This is a genomic window from Parvularcula sp. LCG005 (genome assembly GCF_032930845.1).
GTDB lineage: Bacteria > Pseudomonadota > Alphaproteobacteria > Caulobacterales > Parvularculaceae > Parvularcula.
Genome location: NZ_CP136758.1, coordinates 793,892 through 815,997, shown reverse-complemented (window position 1 = coordinate 815,997; position 22,106 = coordinate 793,892). Strand labels below are relative to the sequence as shown.

The 22,106-nt window shown below is 61.5% G+C and carries 20 protein-coding genes; 7 read left to right on the top strand and 13 right to left on the bottom strand.

Annotated elements, in window-relative coordinates; translation table 11 throughout:
- Nucleotides 1-40: 40 nt before the first annotated feature.
- A complete protein-coding gene (locus RUI03_RS03815) occupies nt 41-580 on the bottom strand; it encodes a hypothetical protein (protein WP_317288963.1) in 540 nt (179 codons plus the stop codon).
- A 131-nt stretch (nt 581-711) separates the two neighbouring features.
- On the opposite strand from RUI03_RS03815, the gene RUI03_RS03810 reads away from it, so the two are divergent.
- Together RUI03_RS03810 and RUI03_RS03805 are read left to right on the top strand one after the other, a co-directional pair.
- Nucleotides 712-1,914: a cation:proton antiporter gene (locus tag RUI03_RS03810; RefSeq protein ID WP_317288962.1), complete on the top strand. Its 1,203-nt coding sequence runs from the start codon at nt 712-714 to the stop codon at nt 1,912-1,914.
- A gap of 24 nt (nt 1,915-1,938) precedes the next feature.
- Entirely contained in the window at nt 1,939-2,724 is a 786-nt protein-coding gene (locus RUI03_RS03805) for an enoyl-CoA hydratase-related protein (protein ID WP_317288961.1), read from the top strand.
- On the opposite strand, the gene RUI03_RS03800 is transcribed toward RUI03_RS03805, so the two are convergent.
- Nucleotides 2,684-3,511 (bottom strand): ion transporter, encoded by an 828-nt coding sequence (locus tag RUI03_RS03800; protein WP_317288960.1) that lies wholly within the window; start codon nt 3,509-3,511, stop codon nt 2,684-2,686. The two genes, RUI03_RS03805 and RUI03_RS03800, sit on opposite strands and share 41 nt — an antisense overlap.
- A gap of 279 nt (nt 3,512-3,790) precedes the next feature.
- Here RUI03_RS03800 and RUI03_RS03795 point away from each other — a divergent pair, with 279 nt between their 5' ends.
- The gene (locus RUI03_RS03795; protein WP_317288959.1) at nt 3,791-5,554 is read left to right on the top strand and encodes a hypothetical protein; all 1,764 of its coding nucleotides are present in this window, start codon (nt 3,791-3,793) and stop codon (nt 5,552-5,554) included.
- Between the two features lie 17 nt (nt 5,555-5,571).
- Here RUI03_RS03795 and RUI03_RS03790 read toward each other — a convergent pair whose 3' ends face one another.
- Genes RUI03_RS03790 through RUI03_RS03775 form a run of 4 tightly spaced genes read right to left on the bottom strand, consistent with a single transcriptional unit; the run spans nt 5,572 to nt 9,116 of the window.
- Nucleotides 5,572-6,189, bottom strand: coding sequence for an ABC-type transport auxiliary lipoprotein family protein (locus RUI03_RS03790; RefSeq protein WP_317288958.1), 618 nt, complete (start codon nt 6,187-6,189; stop codon nt 5,572-5,574).
- A 13-nt stretch (nt 6,190-6,202) separates the two neighbouring features.
- Nucleotides 6,203-7,135 (bottom strand): MlaD family protein, encoded by a 933-nt coding sequence (locus RUI03_RS03785; protein ID WP_317288957.1) that lies wholly within the window; start codon nt 7,133-7,135, stop codon nt 6,203-6,205.
- Nucleotides 7,136-7,140: 5 nt separating this feature from the next.
- Entirely contained in the window at nt 7,141-7,974 is an 834-nt protein-coding gene (locus RUI03_RS03780) for an ABC transporter ATP-binding protein (RefSeq protein WP_317288956.1), read from the bottom strand.
- Nucleotides 7,971-9,116 carry an ABC transporter permease gene (locus tag RUI03_RS03775; protein ID WP_317288955.1) on the bottom strand — a complete coding sequence of 382 codons (1,146 nt, stop codon included), beginning with the start codon at nt 9,114-9,116 and terminating at the stop codon, nt 7,971-7,973. Before RUI03_RS03775 ends, RUI03_RS03780 begins: the two co-directional genes overlap by 4 nt.
- Nucleotides 9,117-9,299: 183 nt before the next feature.
- Here RUI03_RS03775 and RUI03_RS03770 point away from each other — a divergent pair, with 183 nt between their 5' ends.
- On the top strand, nt 9,300-11,552 hold the full coding sequence (locus tag RUI03_RS03770) for a CHASE2 domain-containing protein (protein ID WP_317288954.1): 2,253 nt from the start codon (nt 9,300-9,302) through the stop codon (nt 11,550-11,552).
- Here the strand turns inward: RUI03_RS03770 and RUI03_RS03765 are convergent.
- Nucleotides 11,549-12,775: an MFS transporter gene (locus RUI03_RS03765; RefSeq protein WP_317288953.1), complete on the bottom strand. Its 1,227-nt coding sequence runs from the start codon at nt 12,773-12,775 to the stop codon at nt 11,549-11,551. The two genes, RUI03_RS03770 and RUI03_RS03765, sit on opposite strands and share 4 nt — an antisense overlap.
- A 111-nt stretch (nt 12,776-12,886) precedes the next feature.
- Between RUI03_RS03765 and RUI03_RS03760 the strand changes: the two genes are divergently transcribed.
- Nucleotides 12,887-13,507 (top strand): TetR/AcrR family transcriptional regulator, encoded by a 621-nt coding sequence (locus RUI03_RS03760; RefSeq protein ID WP_317288952.1) that lies wholly within the window; start codon nt 12,887-12,889, stop codon nt 13,505-13,507.
- Nucleotides 13,508-13,522: 15 nt separating this feature from the next.
- Here the strand turns inward: RUI03_RS03760 and RUI03_RS03755 are convergent, their stop codons facing one another.
- Nucleotides 13,523-14,104 carry a hypothetical protein gene (locus RUI03_RS03755; RefSeq protein ID WP_317288951.1) on the bottom strand — a complete coding sequence of 194 codons (582 nt, stop codon included), beginning with the start codon at nt 14,102-14,104 and terminating at the stop codon, nt 13,523-13,525.
- A 253-nt stretch (nt 14,105-14,357) separates the two neighbouring features.
- On the opposite strand from RUI03_RS03755, the gene pip reads away from it, so the two are divergent.
- On the top strand, nt 14,358-15,314 hold the full coding sequence (gene pip, locus RUI03_RS03750; RefSeq protein ID WP_317288950.1) for a prolyl aminopeptidase: 957 nt from the start codon (nt 14,358-14,360) through the stop codon (nt 15,312-15,314).
- Between the two features lie 24 nt (nt 15,315-15,338).
- Here pip and RUI03_RS03745 read toward each other — a convergent pair whose 3' ends face one another.
- Nucleotides 15,339-16,904 (bottom strand): sodium-dependent transporter, encoded by a 1,566-nt coding sequence (locus RUI03_RS03745; protein WP_317288949.1) that lies wholly within the window; start codon nt 16,902-16,904, stop codon nt 15,339-15,341.
- A gap of 163 nt (nt 16,905-17,067) precedes the next feature.
- On the opposite strand from RUI03_RS03745, the gene RUI03_RS03740 reads away from it, so the two are divergent.
- On the top strand, nt 17,068-17,427 hold the full coding sequence (locus RUI03_RS03740) for an Hpt domain-containing protein (RefSeq protein ID WP_317288948.1): 360 nt from the start codon (nt 17,068-17,070) through the stop codon (nt 17,425-17,427).
- 66 nt (nt 17,428-17,493) lie between these two features.
- On the opposite strand, the gene rodA is transcribed toward RUI03_RS03740, so the two are convergent.
- The 4 genes from rodA to mreC are packed head-to-tail and all read right to left on the bottom strand — an operon-like array spanning nt 17,494 to nt 22,032.
- A complete protein-coding gene (gene rodA, locus RUI03_RS03735) occupies nt 17,494-18,642 on the bottom strand; it encodes a rod shape-determining protein RodA (RefSeq protein WP_317288947.1) in 1,149 nt (382 codons plus the stop codon).
- Nucleotides 18,643-18,645: 3 nt separating this feature from the next.
- Nucleotides 18,646-20,625, bottom strand: coding sequence for a penicillin-binding protein 2 (gene mrdA / locus RUI03_RS03730; RefSeq protein WP_317288946.1), 1,980 nt, complete (start codon nt 20,623-20,625; stop codon nt 18,646-18,648).
- Complete coding sequence (gene mreD / locus RUI03_RS03725; protein ID WP_317288945.1) at nt 20,622-21,143, bottom strand: rod shape-determining protein MreD; 522 nt, start codon at nt 21,141-21,143, stop codon at nt 20,622-20,624. Before mreD ends, mrdA begins: the two co-directional genes overlap by 4 nt.
- Nucleotides 21,136-22,032 (bottom strand): rod shape-determining protein MreC, encoded by an 897-nt coding sequence (gene mreC / locus RUI03_RS03720; RefSeq protein WP_317288944.1) that lies wholly within the window; start codon nt 22,030-22,032, stop codon nt 21,136-21,138. The genes mreD and mreC overlap by 8 nt, the downstream gene beginning before the upstream one ends.
- Nucleotides 22,033-22,106 lie beyond the last annotated feature (74 nt).

The following is a 22,106-nucleotide window of genomic DNA, read 5'->3' as shown; positions in this document are numbered from 1 at the left end:
GTCCCCCGGGCCGCAACCCCTGAAAGGGAGCGGCGCGTCTTCATGGACGCTGACCGGCCATGATTTTTGTTTTTTCGCGGCTGTCGGCGGTGGAGCCAAAGAAGTAATTCACAACGGCCGCGGTCATGGTCGCAAGTGCGCCGAGCATGATGGAAAATTCCGTGTCAGTTTCCGCCGGGAGCTCCCGCCAGAACATGATGCAGAGAACAAAGAAAAAGCCGCCGATGACGGTGATCCCCATGATGGTTGGGGTCAGGTCTTTCAGCGCGATCTGACGGGCCCGCGCATTGGCGCGATCGTCTGCGGCAATGCGTCGCCCTTCAAGGTCGGCGTCGATGACGGCGCGCCGAAACTCGAGTTCGGCGCGGCGCAGGGCCACCATCGTCTCCGGCGATTGCGCCAGAATCACGTTTTCCAGTCCTGCAACATCGCCATCCGATCGGCCAAAAATGGCCCGCGAGATCGTCCCTACGGCAGCCCCGGCCAAGGGTCCTCCAAGGGCACCGGCCAGCGTCGGCGCGACATCACCGATTGCTTTGCCAAGTCGTTGCTGGATGGAGGCGGTCGTGGATTTCGTCATTTGTCAGGTACCCTCGCCAGTTGCTTTTGGCAGGCAGGATAATCGTGTGGAGAACGATGGGGATTATTTTAGGGCGTGAGAGGCTTTGCGCGGCTGTCGAAGCTTGTCACAGTGCGGTAGAGCACATCCGAATGACCCCGTTATACACCACTATCTTCCTGATCTTTCTCGCCGCCCTGTTTCTCGGGGCGATGCGCCGGGGTGCGTTGAGCCGCCTGTCCGATCGCCCGCTTGTGACGCTGCTCGCCGCGATTGCGCTGGGCGTTGTCTATCAGCGCATGGGCCTGCCGGAGATCGACGGTGGACTGATCAGGCTGGTCGCCGATTTCGCCATCGCCCTTCTCGCGTTTCTGGCGGCGCAGCAGTGTCGGATCGGGCGCTTGCGCATTGTCTCTCCGGCTGCCTTCCGGCTCAGTCTCTTCGCGCCGCCGCTCATCATGCTGATGTTCATCGCCACGGGTTTTGTGCTGGTGCCAGGTCTTGATGTGTTCAGCATGTTCGTCGCCTCGACCGCTATCCTCCTGGGCGGGGCGCCGCTTCTCGCCGGGCCGCTCCTGACAGCGCCTGTTGATGAAGCCACCAAGATTACATCGCGGGTCGAAGGCGCCACCACGCTGGTTCTCTACCTGCCCCTCGTCCTGCTGATTGAAGCCGGGGCGTCGGACACGGCCATCGGCACACCGCCCCACGAACAGCCCCTGTTTCTCGCCCTCGCCGGTTTCGCAGTGGGCGGTGCCATCGGCCTGCTGGCCGGACGGAAGCTGCCGCCCTCCTCCGCGGCCCTGCCGGTCATGCCGTTCCTCGTGGCCGCTGGCGTCTATGTCATCACCCGCCTTCTCGGCCTCGATGCCGTGATGGCCACGCTGGCGTCGGGCATCATGTACAGCCACGAAGCCCCGATCAAAGGCGAGGTGCGTACGCGCCTGTGGCGGGCGGGCGAGCATCTTCTGACACCCATTGGTCTGGTGACCTTCGGGTTCGTCATCGGGCCAACCCTTCTGCACCCTGAACTGTTGCTTTGGGTGGCGGCTATTGTCTTTGTCGTAGCTGGAAGGGCTGCTGCCCGTTTTGTGGCGCTGCAGGGCATCGATGTACCGTCCCAGGATCGCACGTTCCTCGTCTGGCTTGGCGGCGCGCCCGGTGTCGCAAGCGCCCTTATCCTCCTCTCGATCGCTGCCGGCGGCCCGCTGCAGGTCGATGAGATGGTGGTGAATATGGCGGCCCTGGCCATTGTCGCCGGGATCTGCCTGACACGGCTGACCTCTCGCCCACTGACGAGGTGGCTTGCACATCAGACCGCACGAGCGCGTAAGAGACGGTATAGCCCGTCCTGAAACCGCACTTGAGGGAGCGCCATCATGAACGCATCGCCCATTCTCGACCAATCAGAGGACGCTGGCATCGTGACGGTCACGATGAACCGACCCGATGTGCATAATGCCCTCGATGAAGCACTGATTGCCGAGCTGACCCAGACCATCGTCAGCCTCGCCCGGCGCACTGATGTGCGGGCTGTCATCCTGACCGGCAATGGCCCGTCATTCTCGGCCGGGACCGACATCAGCTGGATGGAGCGACTGGCGGCGGGCAAGTCGGCCGATGATGCGCGGCGGCTGGCCAACCTTCTCTTCCAGATCCGCTCCTGCCCGAAACCGACCATCGCCAAGATCAACGGCGCGGCGCTTGGCGCAGGGATCGGGCTGGCTGTCGCCTGCGATATTCTGGTGGCGGATGATGAAGCGCAGTTCGCGTTTCCCGCCGTCCGGCTGGGCATGGTCCCCGCCGTGATCGGGCCCTTCGTCACCGAAGCCATCGGTGTGCATCAGGCGCGCCGCTATTTCCTGACCGGAGAAAGTTTCTCGGCGGAGGATGCTCGCCGGATTGGCCTCGTGCACGCCATCTGCCTTGGGGCGCATCTTGATGAAACGGTGGGCGGGTTCGTCGAGCAGCTATTGGCCGCCGGTCCCCAGTCCCTGCGGGAGACCAAGTCGCTCATCAATGCATTTGGCGAGGCGCCTGTCGGTCAGGCCATTCTCGATGAGGCGGCAAAGGCCAGTGCCCGTATTCGCCGCACCGACGAGGCGCGCGAGGGTCTGTCCGCCTTTATCGAGAAGCGTCCGGCGAGCTGGCAGCAGAGCCGCTGAGGCCGTCCACCTTCTGCTCGATCGTATCGAGACGGTCCGCCACGATCGCAATCTTGTCGAGGATCAGATTGGTCTCATCGCGGACAAGATCTTCGGTCTCATCCGCTTCGTCCTCGACGACACGCACCACAATGGCGATGAAGAGGTTCAGCATCGTGAAGGTCCCGACCAGCACGAAGATGACAAAGAACGCCCACGCGTATTTATGATCCTCACTCACTTCATCGGCAATGTCTCGCCACCCCTCGAGCGTGATGACCTGAAACAGTGTGTACATCGAGGTGAAGACGTCGCCGAACAGTGCCGGATGGGTCGGCCCGTAAAGCGTCGAAGCGATGACCGCGAACACATAGACAATCAGCAGCGCCACCAGGGCGACCGAAACAATGCCGGGAATGGCATCAAACAGCGCTTTGACGACAAGCCGCATGCGCGGAATGACCGTGACGACCCGCAGGAGGCGCAGAATGCGGAATGCCCGGAACGCGGCTACACCTGTCGCGTGGGTCAGCGCCGACGTCACGATGATCAGGAAGTCCGCAATATTCCAGCCGGATCTGAAAAATGCAGGTCCGTAGGCGGTGATGCGCAGGACCAGTTCAAGAATGAAAAACGAAATAAAGGTCTGGTCGACCATGTTGAGCAGTTCAGCATGATTTCTGCCCACAGGCAGTGTCTCGACGCCGAGCACGATGGCGTTCAGACAGATCAGCAGCATCACCGTATTCTGAAATACAGCGCCTTCGACAAAGGTGATCAGTTTATGTCGCCAGACAGGCTGCCGCATCACAGTCGCCCCCTCGATTTGTCGTTTCACCGACCCTGATCCTGTTTTAACCACGCAGCGCCCGGAAAACAGACAACAGAACGAGAACGTTAATCACTCGTTAACCTGTCATTACCATCTGCTGCACCTTCGGAGTATCGCGCGTCGACCGCCTGCACCACCTGATAATCGGCACGACGCATCAAAACCGACCTGGCAGCACAACTCACGTGGAAACACGGGATGACGGGCGCCGCATAATCGGTGTAGGGCGATCTTGAGGGGGCGAAGGAGAGCGCAATGGCGGCTGAAGAAAAACGCACGTACAAACTGTCTGACGCCCTTGGGGCGGCGCGTAATGTCGTGCCTTTATCTGCCGTACGGCCAGGGGCCGCAACGCCTGCTGTCGCTTCTGATGAGGATCAAAACACCGGTGATCAACGGGTGAATTCAGCTTCTGCAAAACAAATCTGGACGGCAACGAAAATCCTTGCCGGCGGGCTCCTGATCGCATGGCTTGTGGCATGGCCGATTGGCACGACCATGGTGCATCAGGCCACGACCGGCACCTTTGCAATACGCCTTGGCTATTCCGGTGAGGTCTTCCTGCTGGCGATCAGCAGCGCAGCCCTTATTCTTGGAGCGGGCTATGCCGTCTCCGCCGGTGCCCGGCTGGAAGCTGCAGCCCAGCGCCTGCACAAGACATTCAGTGGCATGGGCGAAGGCTCCGCCTTCCCGCAATCCGCCGCCGCACGCGCCCAGATCAGCGCCCTGAACGCCGAAATCGACACAGCGATCGGTCGCCTGGCCGAAGCGGAAAGCCTGATCCGCCAGCAGGTGCGCGCCATCGACAACGCCAGCAGCGCGCTGGAGAGCGGTACGGTCAAGAGCACCGAGCGCCTTGAAAAAGAGCGCCGGGCCCTGATGGATCTGGCCGAAGAGATGAATCAGGAAGCTGAACGCTTCGCCGAGAAAATCGCTGAACGCTCCAACATGTCGGCGGCTGAACAGGGCAGCTATGAAGCCCGCATCGTCGACAAGGAACGGGAGCTGAGCAGCCAGCTGCAGCGGCTCGAAGCCGTGTCCGCCAAATCGCTGGACCGGTTTGAGCAGCTCGCCTCCGCCATGGAAGATCGCAGCGAGAACCTGACCAGCGCCAATGCGGAAGCGACCGAACGCCAGAGTGCGATCGCCAACCGCATTGATGAGAACGCAAAGCGCCTGTCGACCGTCCAGACAGAGCTGGCCGAACAGTCCGCGCGGCTTGAAGCCCTGATCAAGGATCAGCGCAAACGGGCCGATCGGCTCGCCAAGATTGTGACTGAACAGGCTGGCCGGATGTCGGCGACCCCGTCGCGCAATGAAGCACCGGCGCCAGAGAATGAAACGGCGGTGGGTGCCAATCGTCGTCGCCTCGCCTGGCGCGATATTCTGGCCACCGTCGAAGAGGCCCTGCCCGGCCAGGACGATGCAACGGTCGCACCGCAGCGCGCGGCGGCACCTGTCGCCCCTGCTGCCGCCAAGCCCGCACCGGTCGCGAAAGCCGCAGCCCCGGCACCGCAACCCGCAGCGCCGAAACCGACACCACCAAAGCCTGCCGCGCCGAAGCCATTGTCGCCCGCCGTTGAGCAGGCCGTGCAGGCAGAGAAAGCCGCCGCGTCCGCCAAGGCCGCGGCACCCAAGCCGTCAGCGCAATCAGACCTGCCCGATGAGATGGACCGTCTGATCAGCCGCATCCACAATTTCTCTCTCGTGATGTACACGCAACTTGTGCAGGAGCCGACCCATGATCAGCTGGATCGGTATGAGCGCGGCGAACGCCAGATCTTTGCCCGCCTTCTCGTCGCCGGCGATACGGAAGAGCTGAAGAGCGCGGCCACAGAGCAGGTTGTGAACAACCCGGTCTTCAAGCAACGCGTTGCGGAGTATCTGAATGATTTCGATACCCTGCTCGAACCGCTGTCTGCCGATGAAGACGGCGAAGCCGCGATTGAGAGCTATCTCAGTGCGCCGATCGGCCGTCTCTATGTCCTGACCGGCAGTGCGGTAGGCCACTTTTCCTGAGATCTGATGCCACCGGCTTACGGGCTGGTGGCTGTAGTCGTAAGACGCTCTGTCCATTCGATCAGATCATCGGCCGTCGCTGTCGCCGCCTCGTTCAGGGCGTCGATGCGATCGCCAAGTTCCGCGGATCGAACCGGCACGCGCTCAGAGAAGATCTTCGTTCCCAGCACCTTCTTGCGCCGGTCAATCAGCTTGGCCCCGAGCGTAACGCGCGCGAAGGGCTGATCCGATGTCTCATCGATTTCAAAACTGCGAATGTCCGTCTGCAGCTCAAAATCTGAGACGGGCAGATCGACCCGATCCCCCACGGCGGTGAACAGAGCCCGGTTCTCAAAACGCTGTTCGATGAAGCGGCGGACGAGCACCGGCACGCGGTCCGTCCACTGCGCATTTTCGATATACTGGATTTCATAGGGCCCCCGAGCGATGGCCACGAGGAACGTGTTGTAGGCGGACGCCGAGTCAGGATCGCCAACAACCAGGGTCGCATTGATTGCTGGGGTCAGCTCGCCCGTTGCAGGCTCCCCGGCATTGAGCGCCAGACGGGGCGGCAGATCCCCTGCCTTGGGCAGAAGGGACACACATCCGGTCAGCAACAGGGCAAGCGGCAGGACACGAAGATAGGTCGAGGTCATGGACTGACTCTCCTTAATTGGATGTCGGACGGCCTTCGCCGATGAGGAAACGGGTCGGGTCGCGGTCAAATTCGAGCAGGATGGCTTCTGTCGTATTCACCAGCCGGTTGGCGCGTGTAATAACGCCCATCGCGGCACCAAGCCCTTCCTGAGCAAAGGCGTCAATGGCAGGCCGGTTGTCTGCGATGATATCGTTGACCTCGGTCACCATTGCATGGATTTCATCGGCGGTTCCGCCAAGCTGGTCGAGTAGCGCCTGGGCATCCTCTTTCACCATCGTATCGACGGTCGCTGCCGTGCTCTGGAAGGACGAGATCGTCGCGTCGAGGCGCTCAGCGGACTGGCGGATGGAGCCCGAGGCCACGCTCAGATTATCGATCAGGACGCTGATCTCGGTTTCCTTGTCGGAGATGACGTCGGTCACGGATTCAATATCCGCCAGAATGCGCGTAACGGCCTCGGCGTTCTCCTGGCTCAACAGGCGGGAGACGTTGAGGGCAATGTCGCCGGACGATTCGATGACGGCAGCGATGCCCGAGACGTCCGCTTCCATGACCGGACGGTCCGTACTGGACACGGATTTGAGAAGGGGCTGTTGGGAGGAGCCGCCGTTGAACTGGACGACAGCCAGACCGGTCACACCAACAAGCTCGAGCTCGACCTTGGTGTCTGTTTTCACCGGCGTGCCCTCTTCCACCTGCACAATCGCGATGGAGCGGTTGGGATCGTTTCGGTCAATTCGGAGGTCCGTCACCTCACCGACCCGGATGCCGTTGAAGAGCACGTTGGCCCCTTCCTGCAGACCGGAAATCTTCTGCCGGAAGACGATCTCGTATTCATCATAGTCGCGCTCCACACTGCCCAGCCAGAGGGTGAACAGGACGGCGAGCAGGATGCCGCCGAGCATGAAGGCGCCGATAAGGACGTAATGCGCACGGGTTTCCATGGTTTCTACTCCAAAGCCCCGCCCAATTCAGGGCGCGGGTTACTGGTTGCTCTGCCACCGATAGACGACAGGGCTGCACGGCCACGAGGGCCACTGAAATATTCTTCGACCCAAGGGTGGTCGTATTGCCTGACCTCGTCGATCGGTCCCGCCACGATCACCTTTTTCTCGGCCAGAACGGCGACACGGTCACAGTCCCGGTAAAGGCTGTCGAGGTCGTGGGTAATCATGAACACGGTCAGGCCGAGGGCATCCCGCAAGCCGATGATGAGCTCATCGAAATTGGACGCGCCGATTGGGTCGAGGCCGGCGGTAGGCTCATCAAGAAAAATGATCTCCGGGTCGAGCGCAATGGCCCGAGCCAGGGCTGCCCGCTTGCGCATGCCGCCTGAAAGCTCGGACGGGTATTTCGACCCTGCAGATGGATCGAGCCCGGCAAGAGAGATCTTTAGCGCGGCCACTTCTTCAGCCAGCGCATCCGAGATATCGAGATGCTCCCGCAAGGGGGCCATCACGTTCTGGGCCACCGTCATGGAGGAGAACAGCGCGCCATCCTGAAACAGAAGCCCGATATCCTGATTGAGCGCCGCGCGGTCCTTGTCCTTGATATTCATCATGTCGTGGCCGAGCAGCTCGATTGATCCGTGCTGCGGACGACGCAGGCCGACGATCGACCGCATCAGGACGGATTTACCTGTCCCCGAACCGCCAACGACGCCAATGATCTCACCGCGATAGACATCGAGGTCCAGATTGTCGTGGACGCGCTGGTGACCGAACTGGTTCACCAGGCCCCTCACCTTGATGACGATTTCTTTCTGATCTTGGGTATCGCTCATATGCCCAGCTCCAGGAAGAACATGGCGAACAGCGCATCGATCAGAATAACGAGGAACAGCGACTGGACGACGGACATGGTGGTACGACGGCCAAGATCCTCAGCAGAATTGGCCACCTGCATCCCATGATAACAGCCCACAACAGCGATCGCGAAAGCGAAGAACGGCGCCTTGACGAGACCAACCATCAGGTTGGAGACGACGACGATCTCCTGCATCCGGGCCATAAATAGCGTGGGCGGAATATCCAGTGCCAACCATCCGACGACACCGCCGCCCAGCACGCCCAGGAACGAGGCGATAAAGGCGAGCACCGGCAGGGTCAGCATGAGGGCAAGCGTGCGCGGCACAACGAGGGCGTCGAGGGGATGGATCCCCATGACTTCCATGGCGTCAATTTCCTCGCGCAGTTTCATCGACCCGATCTGGGCCGTGAACGCGCTGCCTGAGCGGCCAGCCACGAGGATGGCGGTCAGAAGAACGCCAAATTCGCGCAAAACCGCGATGCCGACGAGTTCGACAGTGAAGACGGAGGCCCCGAAACTGGCCAGAACCCTGGCGCCCATGAAGGCAACGACAGCACCGATGAGGAACGACATCAGCCCGACGATTGGCGTGGCGTCGAGACCGGCCTCCTCCATGTGGTGCACCATGGGGGTCAGGCGAAAACGCTGGGGATGGGTGAATGTCCCGCCAAGTCGCGCGGTGACCGCGCCGACAAAGCTCAGAATACTCAGGGCGTCATTACCGGCGTGAACCGTACCGCGGCCCAGACGCTCCAGCATCAACAGAAACGATTTCCGGTGGGGGCCGTCGAAATCGCACGGCGTCATGTTCTCACCGGCGCGGATCAGCAACTGCTCCTGACGCGGTGTCGTGCCGCGAAAGCCAAGGAGAAGGTCGGTGGACTCAGCACGCTCGCCGCAGGCGCGCATCACCCGCTGCAGCATCATGGCGCCAACGGTATCGAGACGTTCGACCTCAGACATGTCGATGCTGAGCGGGCGGTCCATGGTCGTGGCCGTAAACTCCCGCAGGCGCCGGTCGAGGCTGGCCAAACCATCCTCGAGCGTCCACGCGCCACGGGCGATCAGCCGAAGGGCTTCGCCGTTCTCCGCACTCTCAAAACTTGCTACGCCCATGTACGCGAGCCTGTCCTTTTCGATTTTAACGACGCCAGATGCCGCAAACCTTTCGTTGACCATGACACAGAAGGCTGAATCGCCGGTGAAGGCTTGTCAGTTCACGCGAATTCCGCTCGTCTCTGATGCAAGAGTGTGGCAGGCACTCGCTTCCTGTTAACCTGGTCTATTTAAGGGTCGGGCATGTTCCAACAACGGCTCCAGCAACGATTACGGTATCTGCTGGCGGCGCCCGCTCTGTTATTGCTGGCCGTCGTCGCGCATACCCTCACCACAGCCCAGTCGACCAAGGTCGATTCGCGCGAGGCCATTTTCGATTTATATTCAAGAGCTAAACCAAGAATAGCTCCGGTGTCACATGACGTTGTGCTCATCGAAATCGACGAGGAGAGCCTTGAACGGATCGGGCCATGGCCATGGCCTCGTACCGCGTATGCCGGCATCGTCAATGCGGCAGAAGAGGCAGGCGCGAAGGCCGTTGTCCTGACCGTGCCGATTGAAGGACAGGATCCCCTATCCCCCGAAGTGGTCGCCCGCTACTGGCAAAATGTCGGGGATCGTGCCGATGCGCTGCACGAAATTGCACAATTGCCGACCAATAATGCCGGTCTTGCCGCTGCTGCGCTGAATTTCCCGACTGCCCTGTCGGTGGGTCAGACACCGGCCCGCCGGACCGACTGGCAGCGCGCCGACACCCAACCCAAAGACTGGATCAGCCTGAGGACAGAAGCTGGCAATGGCTTCCTCGCGCTTCTCGCTGCACCGCTTTATGACACGGTCGATGCGGGGCTCAGCGAGACCGCCCTTCTGTCGGTCAGCGCCCTGCCCGTCGATGGTGATGGTCACGTCCGCCGCGTGCCGGTCCTCTGGTCCGTTGAAGAACGGCCCGTGCCATCTGCCGCCCTCGCCGGATGGATCCTGGCAGGCGACACGATCGAGGTCACGCCCTCGTCTGGCAGTCTGCAGTCCGGCGGCTCACCACCCTCAGCGATCCGTCTTGGCGAACAGTTCATCCCCCTTCAGCGCGCCGCGACCGGCCGCCTCTGGCTGCCCCCTGAGACCGATCTGCCCAGCGTACCGGCCTGGCGCGTTCTGCAGGGTGACGGTTCATGGACCCAGCCTTTGCGCGACAAGATCGTCTTTGTCGGCGAAACGTCTGCCACGCGTCCCGATGTCAAAACCGCCCGTGGTCGGATGTCGATCAACGCCATTCACGGCCAGTTCGCCGAGCAGATGAAGATGGGCGCGGTCCCCCGGCGCCCCGGTTGGACCGTTCTTGTGGAGGCGCTGGGGGCGCTTTTCATCGGCGCCATCACGATTGGCGCGGCACTTTACCTGCGTCACAGCACCGCCGCTGCCATCAGCGTTGCTCTGGCGATAGGCAGCTTTGCCGCCTGCTACATGGCCTTCGCCCAGTCGGCCCTGCTCATTGATCCGATCCCGATGATTTACGGTGCTGTTGGCATGCCGCTGGCCGTTCTCGTGGCCGTCATCGCGAATATGCTTGTGCGGGATGATTTCACGCGCGGCGCCTTCCACGGCGCCCTGCCGCAATCCTCCATGAGCAAGCTGCAGTCACGCGGCGGCGCTGTCCTTCTGCGCGGTGTCCGCCGGGAGATCACGGTCCTGTCCTGTGCCCTGCGCCTGCCTCAGGCTGTCGTGCGCCGGTTTGAGGGGCGTCCGGACGATTTCATTCGCTTTACGGCCTCCGCCAATGATGCCCTGCGACGCACCATTCTCGCCCATGGCGGGACCGTGGATTTTGGTGAGGATGGCCGGCTGCTCGGCTACTGGAACGTGCCCGATGAGATCTCTGGCCCGATCGAGAAAGCCTGCGCCTGCGCGCTGAAAATGATCGACGACGTCAACACGCTGTCCGAGAACGTTCAGACCGCGGCCTTTGCGGGCGAAGCGGCCGGCTCGGTCGATGACGGCTTTGCCGAAGGCTCGCTGGAAATCGGCCTGGCATCAGCGGAAAGCTTCGCTGGCCCGGTCGGCCGCGGCAACCGCAACCGATATTCCGTCATCGGTGAATCTGTCCGGCTGGCCAGCGCCCTGCGCCAGCGTGCGGGCCAATATGGTCCTGCCATTATTGCCGACGATGTCGTGTTCGATGCTCTGCGCCATCACTATGCGTTTCTTGATCTCGACATCGTCAAGACCGGCCCCGAAGCGCCCGTGCGGACCGTGTACGGTCTGGTCGGCAACCCGTTCCTGAAAGCTTCCAAAGCCTTCCGGCAACTGGCTGACACGCAGCGGGAGCTCGTCCTCTCCTGGCGCAATGGCGATCTGGCGGCCACCACGGTGCAGCTGCAGCGCCTGCGCGGCATTCCGGGGGTGCCCGATGCCTATATCCAGCTGTTCGATGACCGGCTGACCGCGGCCCGCACCGATGGCACGCCGCTGAAAGATCCTGCGGACGTCATCGTCCTCTAGTCCTGCGCAACCGCATGAAGGGGGCCGCCGTCCCAGCGGCGCCCCAGAAGGACGGTCAGGATCAGCGCGGCCCCGCCCATTCCCGACATCAGCAGGTAAGCATACAACGGCGCCTCGGCGCTGAACATCTGGCCCGCTACCACGGCTGCGAGGCCCGTGACCGCCCCGATGCCCAGCGACGCGACGATGGTCATCGCCGTCGTGCGGTACTCGTCGGGCACAGCGCGGCCGATAAATTCGATTGTTCCGGCATAGGTTGCCGCGAAGGTCAGGGCGTGCAGGGTCTGGATGACGAACAGGACGGCCAAGGGCGGGGACAGCCCCGCAATCGGCCAGCGGATGATGGCCGCCACGGCCCCCGCGCCGATCAGCGCGACAGGCCCAAGCCGCGTCACCAGAGGCTTCATGTAGAACAGGAGCGCAATCTCGGTCACGACCCCCGTCGTCCACAGGGCGCCGATGAGATAGCTGGGATAGCCAAGCGCCGACCAGTGCAGCTCAGAGAAGGTGTAATAGGTCGCGTGAGATCCCTGGATCAGCCCGCTGGCAAACAGCATCAGCAGGAATGAGCGGGAGCGGAAGAGCTTGGCCGCCAGCGCCAGAGACGGCCGAGGTCGATCGGCGCCTGTCCCGGCCCCCTTCTCGCGCGGCAGAAACAGTGTGGCGATAAAGGCGCTGAGTGCTGCGGCAGCCATCCAGAGCACGATGACATTGTCGCCGCCCTGACTGATCGCCCAGCCGCCCAGGAGATTCGCGACGATGAAGAAGAACGACCCCATGCCCCGAGCCCGGCCATAGGCGAGCTCACCCCGCCGATCCGCACGCAAAACGGCGGTGTCGGACAATGGGACAAGCAGACCATACAGGAACAGCATGCCAATCGCGGCCACGGCCACGACGCTATTGGGGACAGGTGTCAGCAGGCAAAGCGCCAGCAGGGCCAAGAGCGCGGTCACGCCGCGCATCCCGGTTCGAGGGTCCGCCAGACTTTCAAGGCGGTAGGCAAAGGCCGGCGCAAACAGTAAACGAAGGCAAAGTGCCCCGCCGGTCAGCCAGCCAATCGAAGCCGCCGAAAAGCCCCGCTCATCCAGCCAGCCCGGGAAAAATGGCAGCTGCATGCCGAGGAAGAGATATTGACCGGCATAAAGCGCCACAAATCCCTTGAGCGGCGTCCACCGGACATTGTACCGCCCTTGCGGTTGGTCGCGCTGATGATCTGTCACTTGGGTCGTTCCTGCCGTCGTGCCGCGTCTCTCTCGCAACTTGGGCGCGGGAGCAATGGCTGATCAAATATTGAACCTTGTTCGGAAGGCGCAAACCGGGCAAAAGAGCCTATGGCCAGAACGACATCTCCCCGCCGGACGACAGAGGACCTCAGAGCGAGTGCGCTGGATGAGGCGCGTGCCCTGCTCATCGAGGGGGGCCCCGAACAGGTCAAGGCGCGCGTGCTCGCAGTTCGAATGGGAGTATCGGTCGGGACCGTCTACAATTTGTTTGGTCACCTGGATGAGCTGCTCTTCCACGTCGGGGGGCAGGTCTATGACGAATTGCTCGAGATCATCAGCGCGGCGCGCGAACAGGCGCGAAGAGAAAATCTGTCGACGACAGACCAGCTGCTGGCGCTGGGGCGCGCCTATCTGAACTTTGTCGTAGACCGGCAGGATCTGTGGAGCGCGGTTCTCGCCTTCAACCGCCGCGGCAAGTCACAAGTGCCGGTCTGGTATCTGGAGAAACAGCGCGCGCTGTTCGAGGTGCTGGAGAGTGTGATTGTCGAAGCCAAGGGACATGTGGACAGCCCCAAGCACCGCACCTTGACCAAAGCCTTGTGGGCCGCGGTTCACGGCATCATCACCATTTCGGTCGGGCCGACAGGGCTTTCGGGAACGCAGGATGAAGTCTGGGCACAGATTGACCTGATTGTCCGCGCCGTCGCGCGGGATCTTGGCGACGCCTGAGGTCGCCGTCGACTATCAGTCGTAAGTATCGCTGCCGCCCACCGGATCCGTCGTGGGCAGGGCCAGACGATCCTTGTTCTCACCCAGTGCCACACGATCGGCGACCACGTCGGCGGTCTGACCGATATCGGCAATTGTCTGGGTGAAGGCGTCACGGATCATGTCGACATCCGATTCGCTGATCGCAGCGCCGTCTTTCTGCAGAAGCTGCAGCGCACGCACATACATCTTGCGACATTCGCGGGCTTCGCTGATCGCGTCTTCGAGTGTCGAGATATCGGACGCGACGGGCTGCATCGAATTCACCGCCTGCCGACCGGCTTCCGCCACGCGGCGGGCCTGGGCGAGCGAGCTGTCTGCATCGGCGATAACGGCCGTCACGGGATCAGCGTTAAAGGTACGGATTCGGCTTATATACTGGTCGAGGACGCGGTCTTCTTCTGTCTCCTTCAGGCGGCCGAAAAGGACAGTGACGAGACCGCTATCTTCGACCTTGCCCCAGGGCTGGTCGGCCAGCGCACTGGCCGCGTCATTAAGAGCAATTCGTTCGGAATGCGCTACGGGGGCCTGAGATTCCTCGCCGGCAAATCCGGGCATGGACACCTTCACAGAGGCACACGCCGTCAGTGACAAGCCACACAAAATGGTAAAAACAGGTCGCTTCACACGCAGCGCCAGACTCATAGCCCCTACCTTATGCCCCGGCCATTGGTTCGGTGTCCTGCCCGGCACATCCAACATGACCCGTCTTAAAGTTTGTCCAACCTGAGCCAATGGCTTCTTGTGGATTTTGCAACCGTCTCTAAACCCTATCACACTTGCCGCGCAGACAAAGCCTTTCTCGAGACACATGACGAAATTTAACCTCTACCCGCCGATCGACCCCTATGAACGCGGCCGCCTGAAAGTATCAGCGATCCACGAGATCTATTATGAGGTCTGCGGCAACCCCAATGGCAAGCCCGTCGTGGTGTGCCATGGCGGGCCAGGCGGTGGATCAACCCCCTCCATGCGGCGGTTTTTTGATCCTGAGCGTTATCGCATTGTGGTTTTCGATCAGCGCGGCTGTGGCCGTTCGACGCCTCATGCAGAGCTGCGCGAGAATACGACCTGGGACCTGATTCGCGACATGGAGCAGTTGCGGGAGCAATTGGGCGTGGAACGGTGGCAAATGTTTGGCGGGTCGTGGGGATCGACACTGGCACTCGCCTATGCCCTCACCCACCCCTCACGTGTCTCCGAACTCGTGCTCCGCGGCATTTTCACCCTGCGCCGGTCCGAGCTTTTATGGTTCTACCAGGAGGGCGCGAGCTGGATCTACCCGGATGCGTGGGAGGATTATCTGGCGCCGATTCCGGTCGCCGAGCGCGATGACCTGATGGCTGCCTATTACCGCCGTCTGACCGGCGATGACCCGGCGGCAAAACTGCAGGCGGCCAAAGCCTGGTCCGTGTGGGAAGGGACGACCGTGTCGCTTCTGCCCTCAGTCGACCGGGTGCAGAGCTTTGCTGGTGACCAGTTCGCGACTGCCTTTGCGCGGATCGAATGCCATTATTTCGTGAATGGCGGTTTCTTTGAAGAAGATGGCTGGATCATCAACAATGCCCATCGGCTCGAGGGCATTCCGGGCGTGATCGCCCAAGGGCGCTACGACGTGGTGACGCCGATGAAAACCGCCTGGGACCTTGCGCGCCAATGGCCCGATGCGGAGCTGAAGGTGGTCCCCGATGCCGGCCATGCTGCCAGCGAGGACGGTATTGTCAGTATTCTGATGGAAGCCACAGACAGATTTGCAGCGCGCGACTGAGCCGTCGCGCGCTGCGCTTCAAGGTCAGTCTTTAGGCGCCGCCATTTCCTCAATGGTTTGCTTGGCGTCAGAGCCGCGCGCTTCCATCTGGGCGCGCAGCGGGGCCACGATGACGGCATAGATCAGTACGAGACCCACAAACAGCGGACACACCCACCGCACGAGGAAGCGCCAGATCCGGAAGGTCCGCTCGGAATTGAAGCGGATTTCTTCACGCGCCGAGGATGAGGACATCACCCAACCGGCAAAGATCGCCGTCAGGAAGCCGCCAAGCGGCAGCAGCACATCGCCGCTGAGCTTGTCGAAGGTATCAAGCAACGTCTTGCCCTCGAACATCGGGATGAAGTCGAGTGGCGTCCATGTGTTGAAGAAATTGTCCTGCACACTGGTCGGCACCTGCGAGAGCACGTGACCAACGCCAATCACGAACATCAGTATCCCGAGGAGGACGGACCAGACGAGCCGACGGCGTTTGCGCTGTTCCCTGGTAAGGTTGAGGTCCCCATCGGCGAAGGCGACCGCAACTTCCAGAAGCGCAATCGCCGAAGTGAGCGCGGCGAACAGTGTCATCAGGAAGATGGCGATGGCGAGCACGCCGCCGAACGGGATCTGGTGCAGCGCCAGCGGGAAGGTGCTGAACAGCAGCGTCAGGCCGCCATCAGGGTTGAGGCCGGCGGCGAAGACGATCGGGAAGATCGCAAGACCGGCAATCAGCGCGACGGACGTATCCGCCACGGCGACGATGCGGGCGGAGCCCGGCAGGTCCTGATCGCGCCCCATATAGAGACCGTAGGTGATCATCATGGCCGAGCCGAGGCTGAGCGAGAAGAACGCCTGCCCCACCGCCTGCAGCAGGATCGACCCGTCGGACAGCGTCGCCATGAACTTGCCCATGTCAGGCTTGAACAGGAAGCTCAGCGCGGATCCGGCATCGCCATTGATAATAGAAAATACGGTCAGCACTAGAAGCAGGGCGAAGAACGCCGGCATCATGACCTTGGCTGCGGTTTCGATCCCGCCTTTGACGCCGCGGGAGACGATGAACACCGTAATCACGTTGAAGATGGCCAACATGACGATCATCTTCACCGGACTTTCGAGGAGGGCCCCCAGCTGTCCCGTAATCTCCTCGTCATCCATACCGGCGAAAGCACCATTACTGATGGCGCCGATGCCATTGGCCGAAATATTCGACATGAGGTCCGAGAATGACAGCACAACAAAATCGAGAACCCAGCCCGCAAGGACCGAGTAGAAGGTCACGATCATGAAGCTGGCGATCATGCCGATCCAGCAGAACAGCGACCACATGGACGAGTTGCCCTCGGCTTTTGCCAGACGGGCCACGGCAGATACGGCGGATCCGCCCCCGCGCCGGCCGATAAACAGCTCGGCAATCAGGACCGGTAGCGCGATGAGGACAACGCAGAGGAAATAGACAAGAACAAAGGCACCGCCGCCGGCGCTGCCCGCCACCGAGGGAAATCGGACAAGGTTACCAAGGCCCACGGCCGACCCGACGGCCGCCAGGATGAAAGCGGCCTTCCCCGACCAATGTTCCTGTTCGGAACCGCTCACAGACTCAGACATACAGACTTCCCACTCTTCCCACCCCGCAATCAGACGAAGCGGTGTGCTGTTATTAGCCGAACTTTTACATGTCTTAGCAATACTCTGGCACTGGGCACAAACGGGAAGCCGCGGTTGCGATGCGAAAACTTTGGTGCTCAGGCAGAATTTTTAGGGGACGGCAGTGGTAGGAAACGCAGATATTATTGACGAGAGCCAGCTGGGTGGTCTTGCGGAAGCGGCGGGCGTGGATGGTGTACGGGCCATCCTTGAGGCATTCTGGGAATCCACCGCGGAAATCAACTCAGGTCTCCTGGCCGCTATCGCCGCCAATGACAGCAGCAATGTGGCCGCCTTGGGCCATGCCCTCAAAGGATCGTCGGCCAATCTCGGGGCGGCCCTGCTCGCCATGCGCGCCCGCGTGATCGAGGATGCAGGCAAGGCCGGGAATTTTGCCGAAGCACAGGATGCGTTGAGCGGCATCCCCAATGCCATCGCCGAAACGCGCCAGGCGATCGACGAAATGCTGACCCGCTACGAATAAAGCGCCGAGACTGAAAATCGAAGAACGACTTGGCCCCTTGAATGGGGCTTTTTTCGTGGCCTACGTCTAGCGCCAGCCGGGCGTCCGCAACGTATCCTGATGCCGGTGGATCCACACGGACATCACAAAACCAAAGCCGATCATCATCGACAGCATCACTGTCCCCCCATAGGAGACTAGCGGCAGCGGCACACCGACGACGGGCGCGAGGCCCATGACCATGCCGGTGTTGATCAGCACATACATGACGAGCGTCAGGGACACGCCCATCGCCAGAAGCCGGCCGAAATGGCTCTTGGCGGCAAGGGCAATCCGCATCCCGACACTGAAAGTCACAAAATAGAGGGTCAGAAGCCCCAGCGCGCCGATCAGGCCAAACTCCTCGCCGAAGATGGTGAAGATGAAGTCCGTGTGTTTTTCCGGCAGGAAACCCAGCTGGCTCTGGGTGCCGGCCATATAGCCTTTGCCCTCGACCCCGCCCGAGCCGATCGCGATCTTGGACTGGTTGGGGTGGAAGTTCGCGCCGAGCGGATCCCAGGTCGGATCCAGAAACGCCGTCACCCGCTTGATCTGGTAGGCTTCGAGCAGCCCCGTCTGGATACCGAAGACGATGACCGCCAGGGCCGCGAATATCCCCAGAATGACCCAGCGCCAGGACACGCCTGCCAGCAGAACAATGAACAGCCCCGACAGGGCCAGCAAAATCGCCGTCCCCAGATCAGGCTGGATGAAGACAAGGCCCACTGGAATACCGATCATGGCCATGGGCGGGATGAGGCCCAGCACCGTCGACACCTTCTTGAATTCCAGCCCGTGGTAGTAGCGCGCCAACGCCATGACGAGCGCGACCTTCATGATCTCCGATGGCTGCAGCTGGAACCCGCCCATCGAGATCCAGCGCCGGGCGCCCATGTTTATGTCGCCGATGATCGGCACAAGGAACAGAAGACCCAGTGACAGGAAATAGACAGGATAGGCCGCTGACAGCCAGAATTTGAGCGGCGTCACAGCGACGGCGAGCAGGACGCACAGGGCGACAACAAAGCGGACGAGATGCTTGGTGGCATAGGGATCCCAGGAGCCCTGCGCCACCGAATAAAGGGTCATCACACCGACACCGGCGAGCGCGCAAAGGAGCGCGATCAGCAACACATGTATGCGCATGAACCGGCCGCGAACGCCGATATTCTGGTCCGAGAGCATGATCGTGGACATGGATCAGCCCCCAAGATTGGCGCTGGCCACCTGTTGCCGCGGGCGCGGGGCACCGGGCACCCACAGCGGATGGCGCGATGTATTGGCAGGGTCTTTTTCAAGAACAGCGCGCATGATGTCTCGTGCCCGCGGACCGGCAGATTTGGACCCCGACCCGCCGTGTTCGACGACAACCGAAATTGCGTAGCGGGGCGATTCAAACGGCGCGAAGGCCACGAAGAGCGCGTGATCGCGCTGATGCCAGGGCAGCTCTTCATTGCCGAAGGGTCGGCCTGTCTTTGGATTGATCTGCAGGCTGCGCACCTGTGATGTGCCGGTCTTGCCGGCCATGCGCCAGTCGGGCTTAAGGCTGGACCGCGCGGCCGTGCCCCACTCGTTCACAACCCGGTCCATACCCGCACGGATGACATCGAGATGCCCGGCGTCGATCCCGACAGCGCCAAAGGCGTTCGTGGGCTGCAATTCCTTACCGACGCCGCGGACGATCCGCGGCATGACATCTTGCCCCGTGGCCAGGCGGGCGGACATGACGGCCAGCTGCAACGGTGTCGAGGTGACAGCCCCCTGCCCGATCGCGACGGACAGGGTCTCACCCGGAAACCACATCTGGTTTGCAGGCTGGGTGCGATAGTAGGCGCGCTTCCAGTCTCGGTCGGGCACGGTACCACGGACCTCGCCGGAAATGCCAAGATCGTATGTCTGGCCGAGCCCGAAGCGCCGCGCCACATCAGCAATGTGATCAATATCGACGCGTGTCGCGACATTGTAGAAATACACGTCGCAGGAATTCTTGATCGCGTCGGACAGGTTCATGCTGCCATGGCCGCTGCGTTTCCAGCAGCTGTGGCTGTGCGAGCCAAAGCGGAAACTGCCGCCGCAGTAGAACCGGGTGTCAGCGTCTATTCCGTTTTCCTGCGCCGCCACACCGGTCAGCAACTTGAACGTCGAGCCCGGCGGATAAGCACCGGCCAGCGGTTTGCACAGGAGCGGCTTGGTCGGTGATTCCTTCAGCTCACGAAGCGTCTGAGCCTCGACCCGCCGCGCGAACAGATTGGGATCGAAGGCCGGCGTTGAGGCCATGACGATGATATCGCCCGTGACCACATCCATCACGACGGCTGAAGCGGTGACGGGATAAGGCTCGTCCGTGCCTTCAGGATACTCCTCGTAGTCGGCCGCCAGAATATCGTGCGCCGCCCGCTGCAGATCGGCATCGATCGTCAGGCCAAGGGCATCGCCCTGCTCTGCGGCATGGCCACGGTTCTCGTTTTCCTCGATCACCCGGCCGGCGGCGGTAACCTCCACCGTCTGGGAGCCAGCTTCACCGCGAAGCTCCGTATCGTGAGAATATTCAAGGCCGAGTTTGCCAAGCTTGAACCCGGGCTGCAGATAGAGAAGCTTCTCATTCTGATCCTCGGCATTGGCCAGGTCGCGAGTATCCGCAGATCCCACATGCCCCACAATCGGGGCGACAACTTCGCCATCGGGGTAATAGCGTGTGTGCCCGACGTCGGACACGATGCCCGGCAGGTTGGTCGCCTCAAAATTGACGGCGACAAACTGGTCCCATGTGAGATTGTCGATCACTTCGATCGGCACGAACGGCTGGTTCCGTTTGTCCCGCACCTCTTTGAGCAGGCGTTCCTGCTGGGCTTCGGTCAGCGGGATATGGGCCTGCAGCCGCGCAATGGATTCGGTGACGCTTTTGGTCTGTTCGGGAACAAGCAGGACACGGAAGTTCTGCCGGTTGCTGGCCATGGTATTGCCATAGCGATCGACGATTTCACCGCGCAGCGGCACGACGATACGCTGCTTGAACCGGTTGTCATCGGCCTTGGCCGCAAATTCCTGATAGCGCCGAACCTGAAGGTCGTAGAGCCGACCTGCGATCCCGCCAAACAGCAGAAAGACGCCGCCCGAGGCGAGCGCCGCCCGACGCGTGAACGTCATGTGCCGCTGGGTATCGAATGGTTCGACCTTCATGAATATGCCTCAAACTCGCCCGCTGCCCGGCGACGAAGATAGAAGAATGTCCTTGATGCCAGAGGATAAACGGCAATTGTTATGAAGAATTGGTAGACTAGCGGCCACAGGGCGACCCACCGACCGGCCAGCAGCGACTGTTCCAGCCACAGGACAATGCCCACAGTCACAGATGCGACGGCAAAAGCGAGCCATATGACCCGGCGCACACGACCGTTCAGATATTCCCGTTGCGTATGCACCAGATACTTCATGGACAGGTAGATCGAGGCCCAGACGCCAAAGCCGCCGCCATATAAAAGGTCATGCAACAGTCCGAGGACGAAGACGACCGGCGCAGGCAGTGCATCAGGATCATAGACCGAATAGAGAAAAACGATGATGAGCGGGAGCAGCGGCGTGGGAATATAGCCCTGCCCCAGACGGATCGGCACGACCAGCAGGACAATCCCTGCCAGCATGGCAACGGCCGGCGCCGATGTCGCAAGGACCCGTCGCACGCGCAGCATTCTATCCATCGATGCTGCCTTCATCGCCTTCGGCGGTCTCCACCGGCGCTTCGACGTCCTGCGGGAACTGATAGTCGATGACACGGACGAGGTCGGGCGTCCGGTAATTGGCATAAAGCGAAACGGTGACGCGCCCGTCATTGACGGCAGCAATCTCACCCACCGCGATGCCGCGCGGCAGACGTCCGCCCGCGCCCGACGTGATGACGCGGAGACCTGGAGTCAGGGGCTCGCCCACGGAGTCGGCAAAATATTCCAGCGTCGGGCGCCCGGTCGAGCGTCCAGCAAGGAGGGCTTCAACAGCACGATCTTCAATAAAGACCGGCACGCGACTGTTATAGTCCGTCAACAGAAGAACCCGCGCCGCGCCGTCACCGGCGGTGACCACATGGCCCAGAAGACCGCCATCATCGACGACGGCACTGCCCGTCTTGACGCCATCGCGGCGACCGGCACTGAGGATAAGGGCGTGGTCGTACGGACCGGCATTCTCGCCGATCACCTTGGCGTCAACAAAGGTGGCCGGCTCTGGCAGTTTGGTCTCGAGAATGGTCTCGTAATAGGAAATCTGCCGACGAAGCGACAGCGCCTCTTCCATCCAGATCCTGAGTTCGGCGTTCTCTTCCTGCAGGCGCTTATTTTCCGCATGCAGCCGGAAATAGTCCTGCACGTCGCCGACCTGATCGTTGACCCAGCGGACCGGCGCGCCAACGACCGAAAGGACGGGCTCAAAGAAATCGAGCACGCCTTCGCGCGCCTTTTCAAACACGGACGCCTGCGCGCCGTACAGGCTGAAAACAACCATGAAAAAGGACAATGCGAGGAAGAATACGAGGCCAATTCGTCTTGGCTCTTTTCTGCCCAGGCCGCCCCGCCGGATTTCACCAAGAACGGTCATAAATCTGCTCGCCGGCCCATGGGGCACACGGCACTTCCCTGAATAACAGTTCCTCGTAGTCGGGTTCTCCCAGC

Bases quoted from the DNA above. Each gene is read 5' to 3' on its own strand.
- RUI03_RS03815 (WP_317288963.1), bottom strand. From the start codon at position 580: ATGACGAAATCCACGACCGCCTCCATCCAGCAACGACTTGGCAAAGCA.
- RUI03_RS03810 (WP_317288962.1), top strand. From the start codon at position 712: ATGACCCCGTTATACACCACTATCTTCCTGATCTTTCTCGCCGCCCTG.
- RUI03_RS03805 (WP_317288961.1), top strand. From the start codon at position 1,939: ATGAACGCATCGCCCATTCTCGACCAATCAGAGGACGCTGGCATCGTG.
- RUI03_RS03800 (WP_317288960.1), bottom strand. From the start codon at position 3,511: ATGCGGCAGCCTGTCTGGCGACATAAACTGATCACCTTTGTCGAAGGC.
- RUI03_RS03795 (WP_317288959.1), top strand. From the start codon at position 3,791: ATGGCGGCTGAAGAAAAACGCACGTACAAACTGTCTGACGCCCTTGGG.
- RUI03_RS03790 (WP_317288958.1), bottom strand. From the start codon at position 6,189: ATGACCTCGACCTATCTTCGTGTCCTGCCGCTTGCCCTGTTGCTGACC.
- RUI03_RS03785 (WP_317288957.1), bottom strand. From the start codon at position 7,135: ATGGAAACCCGTGCGCATTACGTCCTTATCGGCGCCTTCATGCTCGGC.
- RUI03_RS03780 (WP_317288956.1), bottom strand. From the start codon at position 7,974: ATGAGCGATACCCAAGATCAGAAAGAAATCGTCATCAAGGTGAGGGGC.
- RUI03_RS03775 (WP_317288955.1), bottom strand. From the start codon at position 9,116: ATGGGCGTAGCAAGTTTTGAGAGTGCGGAGAACGGCGAAGCCCTTCGG.
- RUI03_RS03770 (WP_317288954.1), top strand. From the start codon at position 9,300: ATGTTCCAACAACGGCTCCAGCAACGATTACGGTATCTGCTGGCGGCG.
- RUI03_RS03760 (WP_317288952.1), top strand. From the start codon at position 12,887: ATGGCCAGAACGACATCTCCCCGCCGGACGACAGAGGACCTCAGAGCG.
- RUI03_RS03755 (WP_317288951.1), bottom strand. From the start codon at position 14,104: ATGCCCGGATTTGCCGGCGAGGAATCTCAGGCCCCCGTAGCGCATTCC.
- pip (WP_317288950.1), top strand. From the start codon at position 14,358: ATGACGAAATTTAACCTCTACCCGCCGATCGACCCCTATGAACGCGGC.
- RUI03_RS03745 (WP_317288949.1), bottom strand. From the start codon at position 16,904: ATGTCTGAGTCTGTGAGCGGTTCCGAACAGGAACATTGGTCGGGGAAG.
- rodA (WP_317288947.1), bottom strand. From the start codon at position 18,642: ATGTCCACGATCATGCTCTCGGACCAGAATATCGGCGTTCGCGGCCGG.
- mrdA (WP_317288946.1), bottom strand. From the start codon at position 20,625: ATGAAGGTCGAACCATTCGATACCCAGCGGCACATGACGTTCACGCGT.
- mreD (WP_317288945.1), bottom strand. From the start codon at position 21,143: ATGGATAGAATGCTGCGCGTGCGACGGGTCCTTGCGACATCGGCGCCG.
- mreC (WP_317288944.1), bottom strand. From the start codon at position 22,032: ATGACCGTTCTTGGTGAAATCCGGCGGGGCGGCCTGGGCAGAAAAGAG.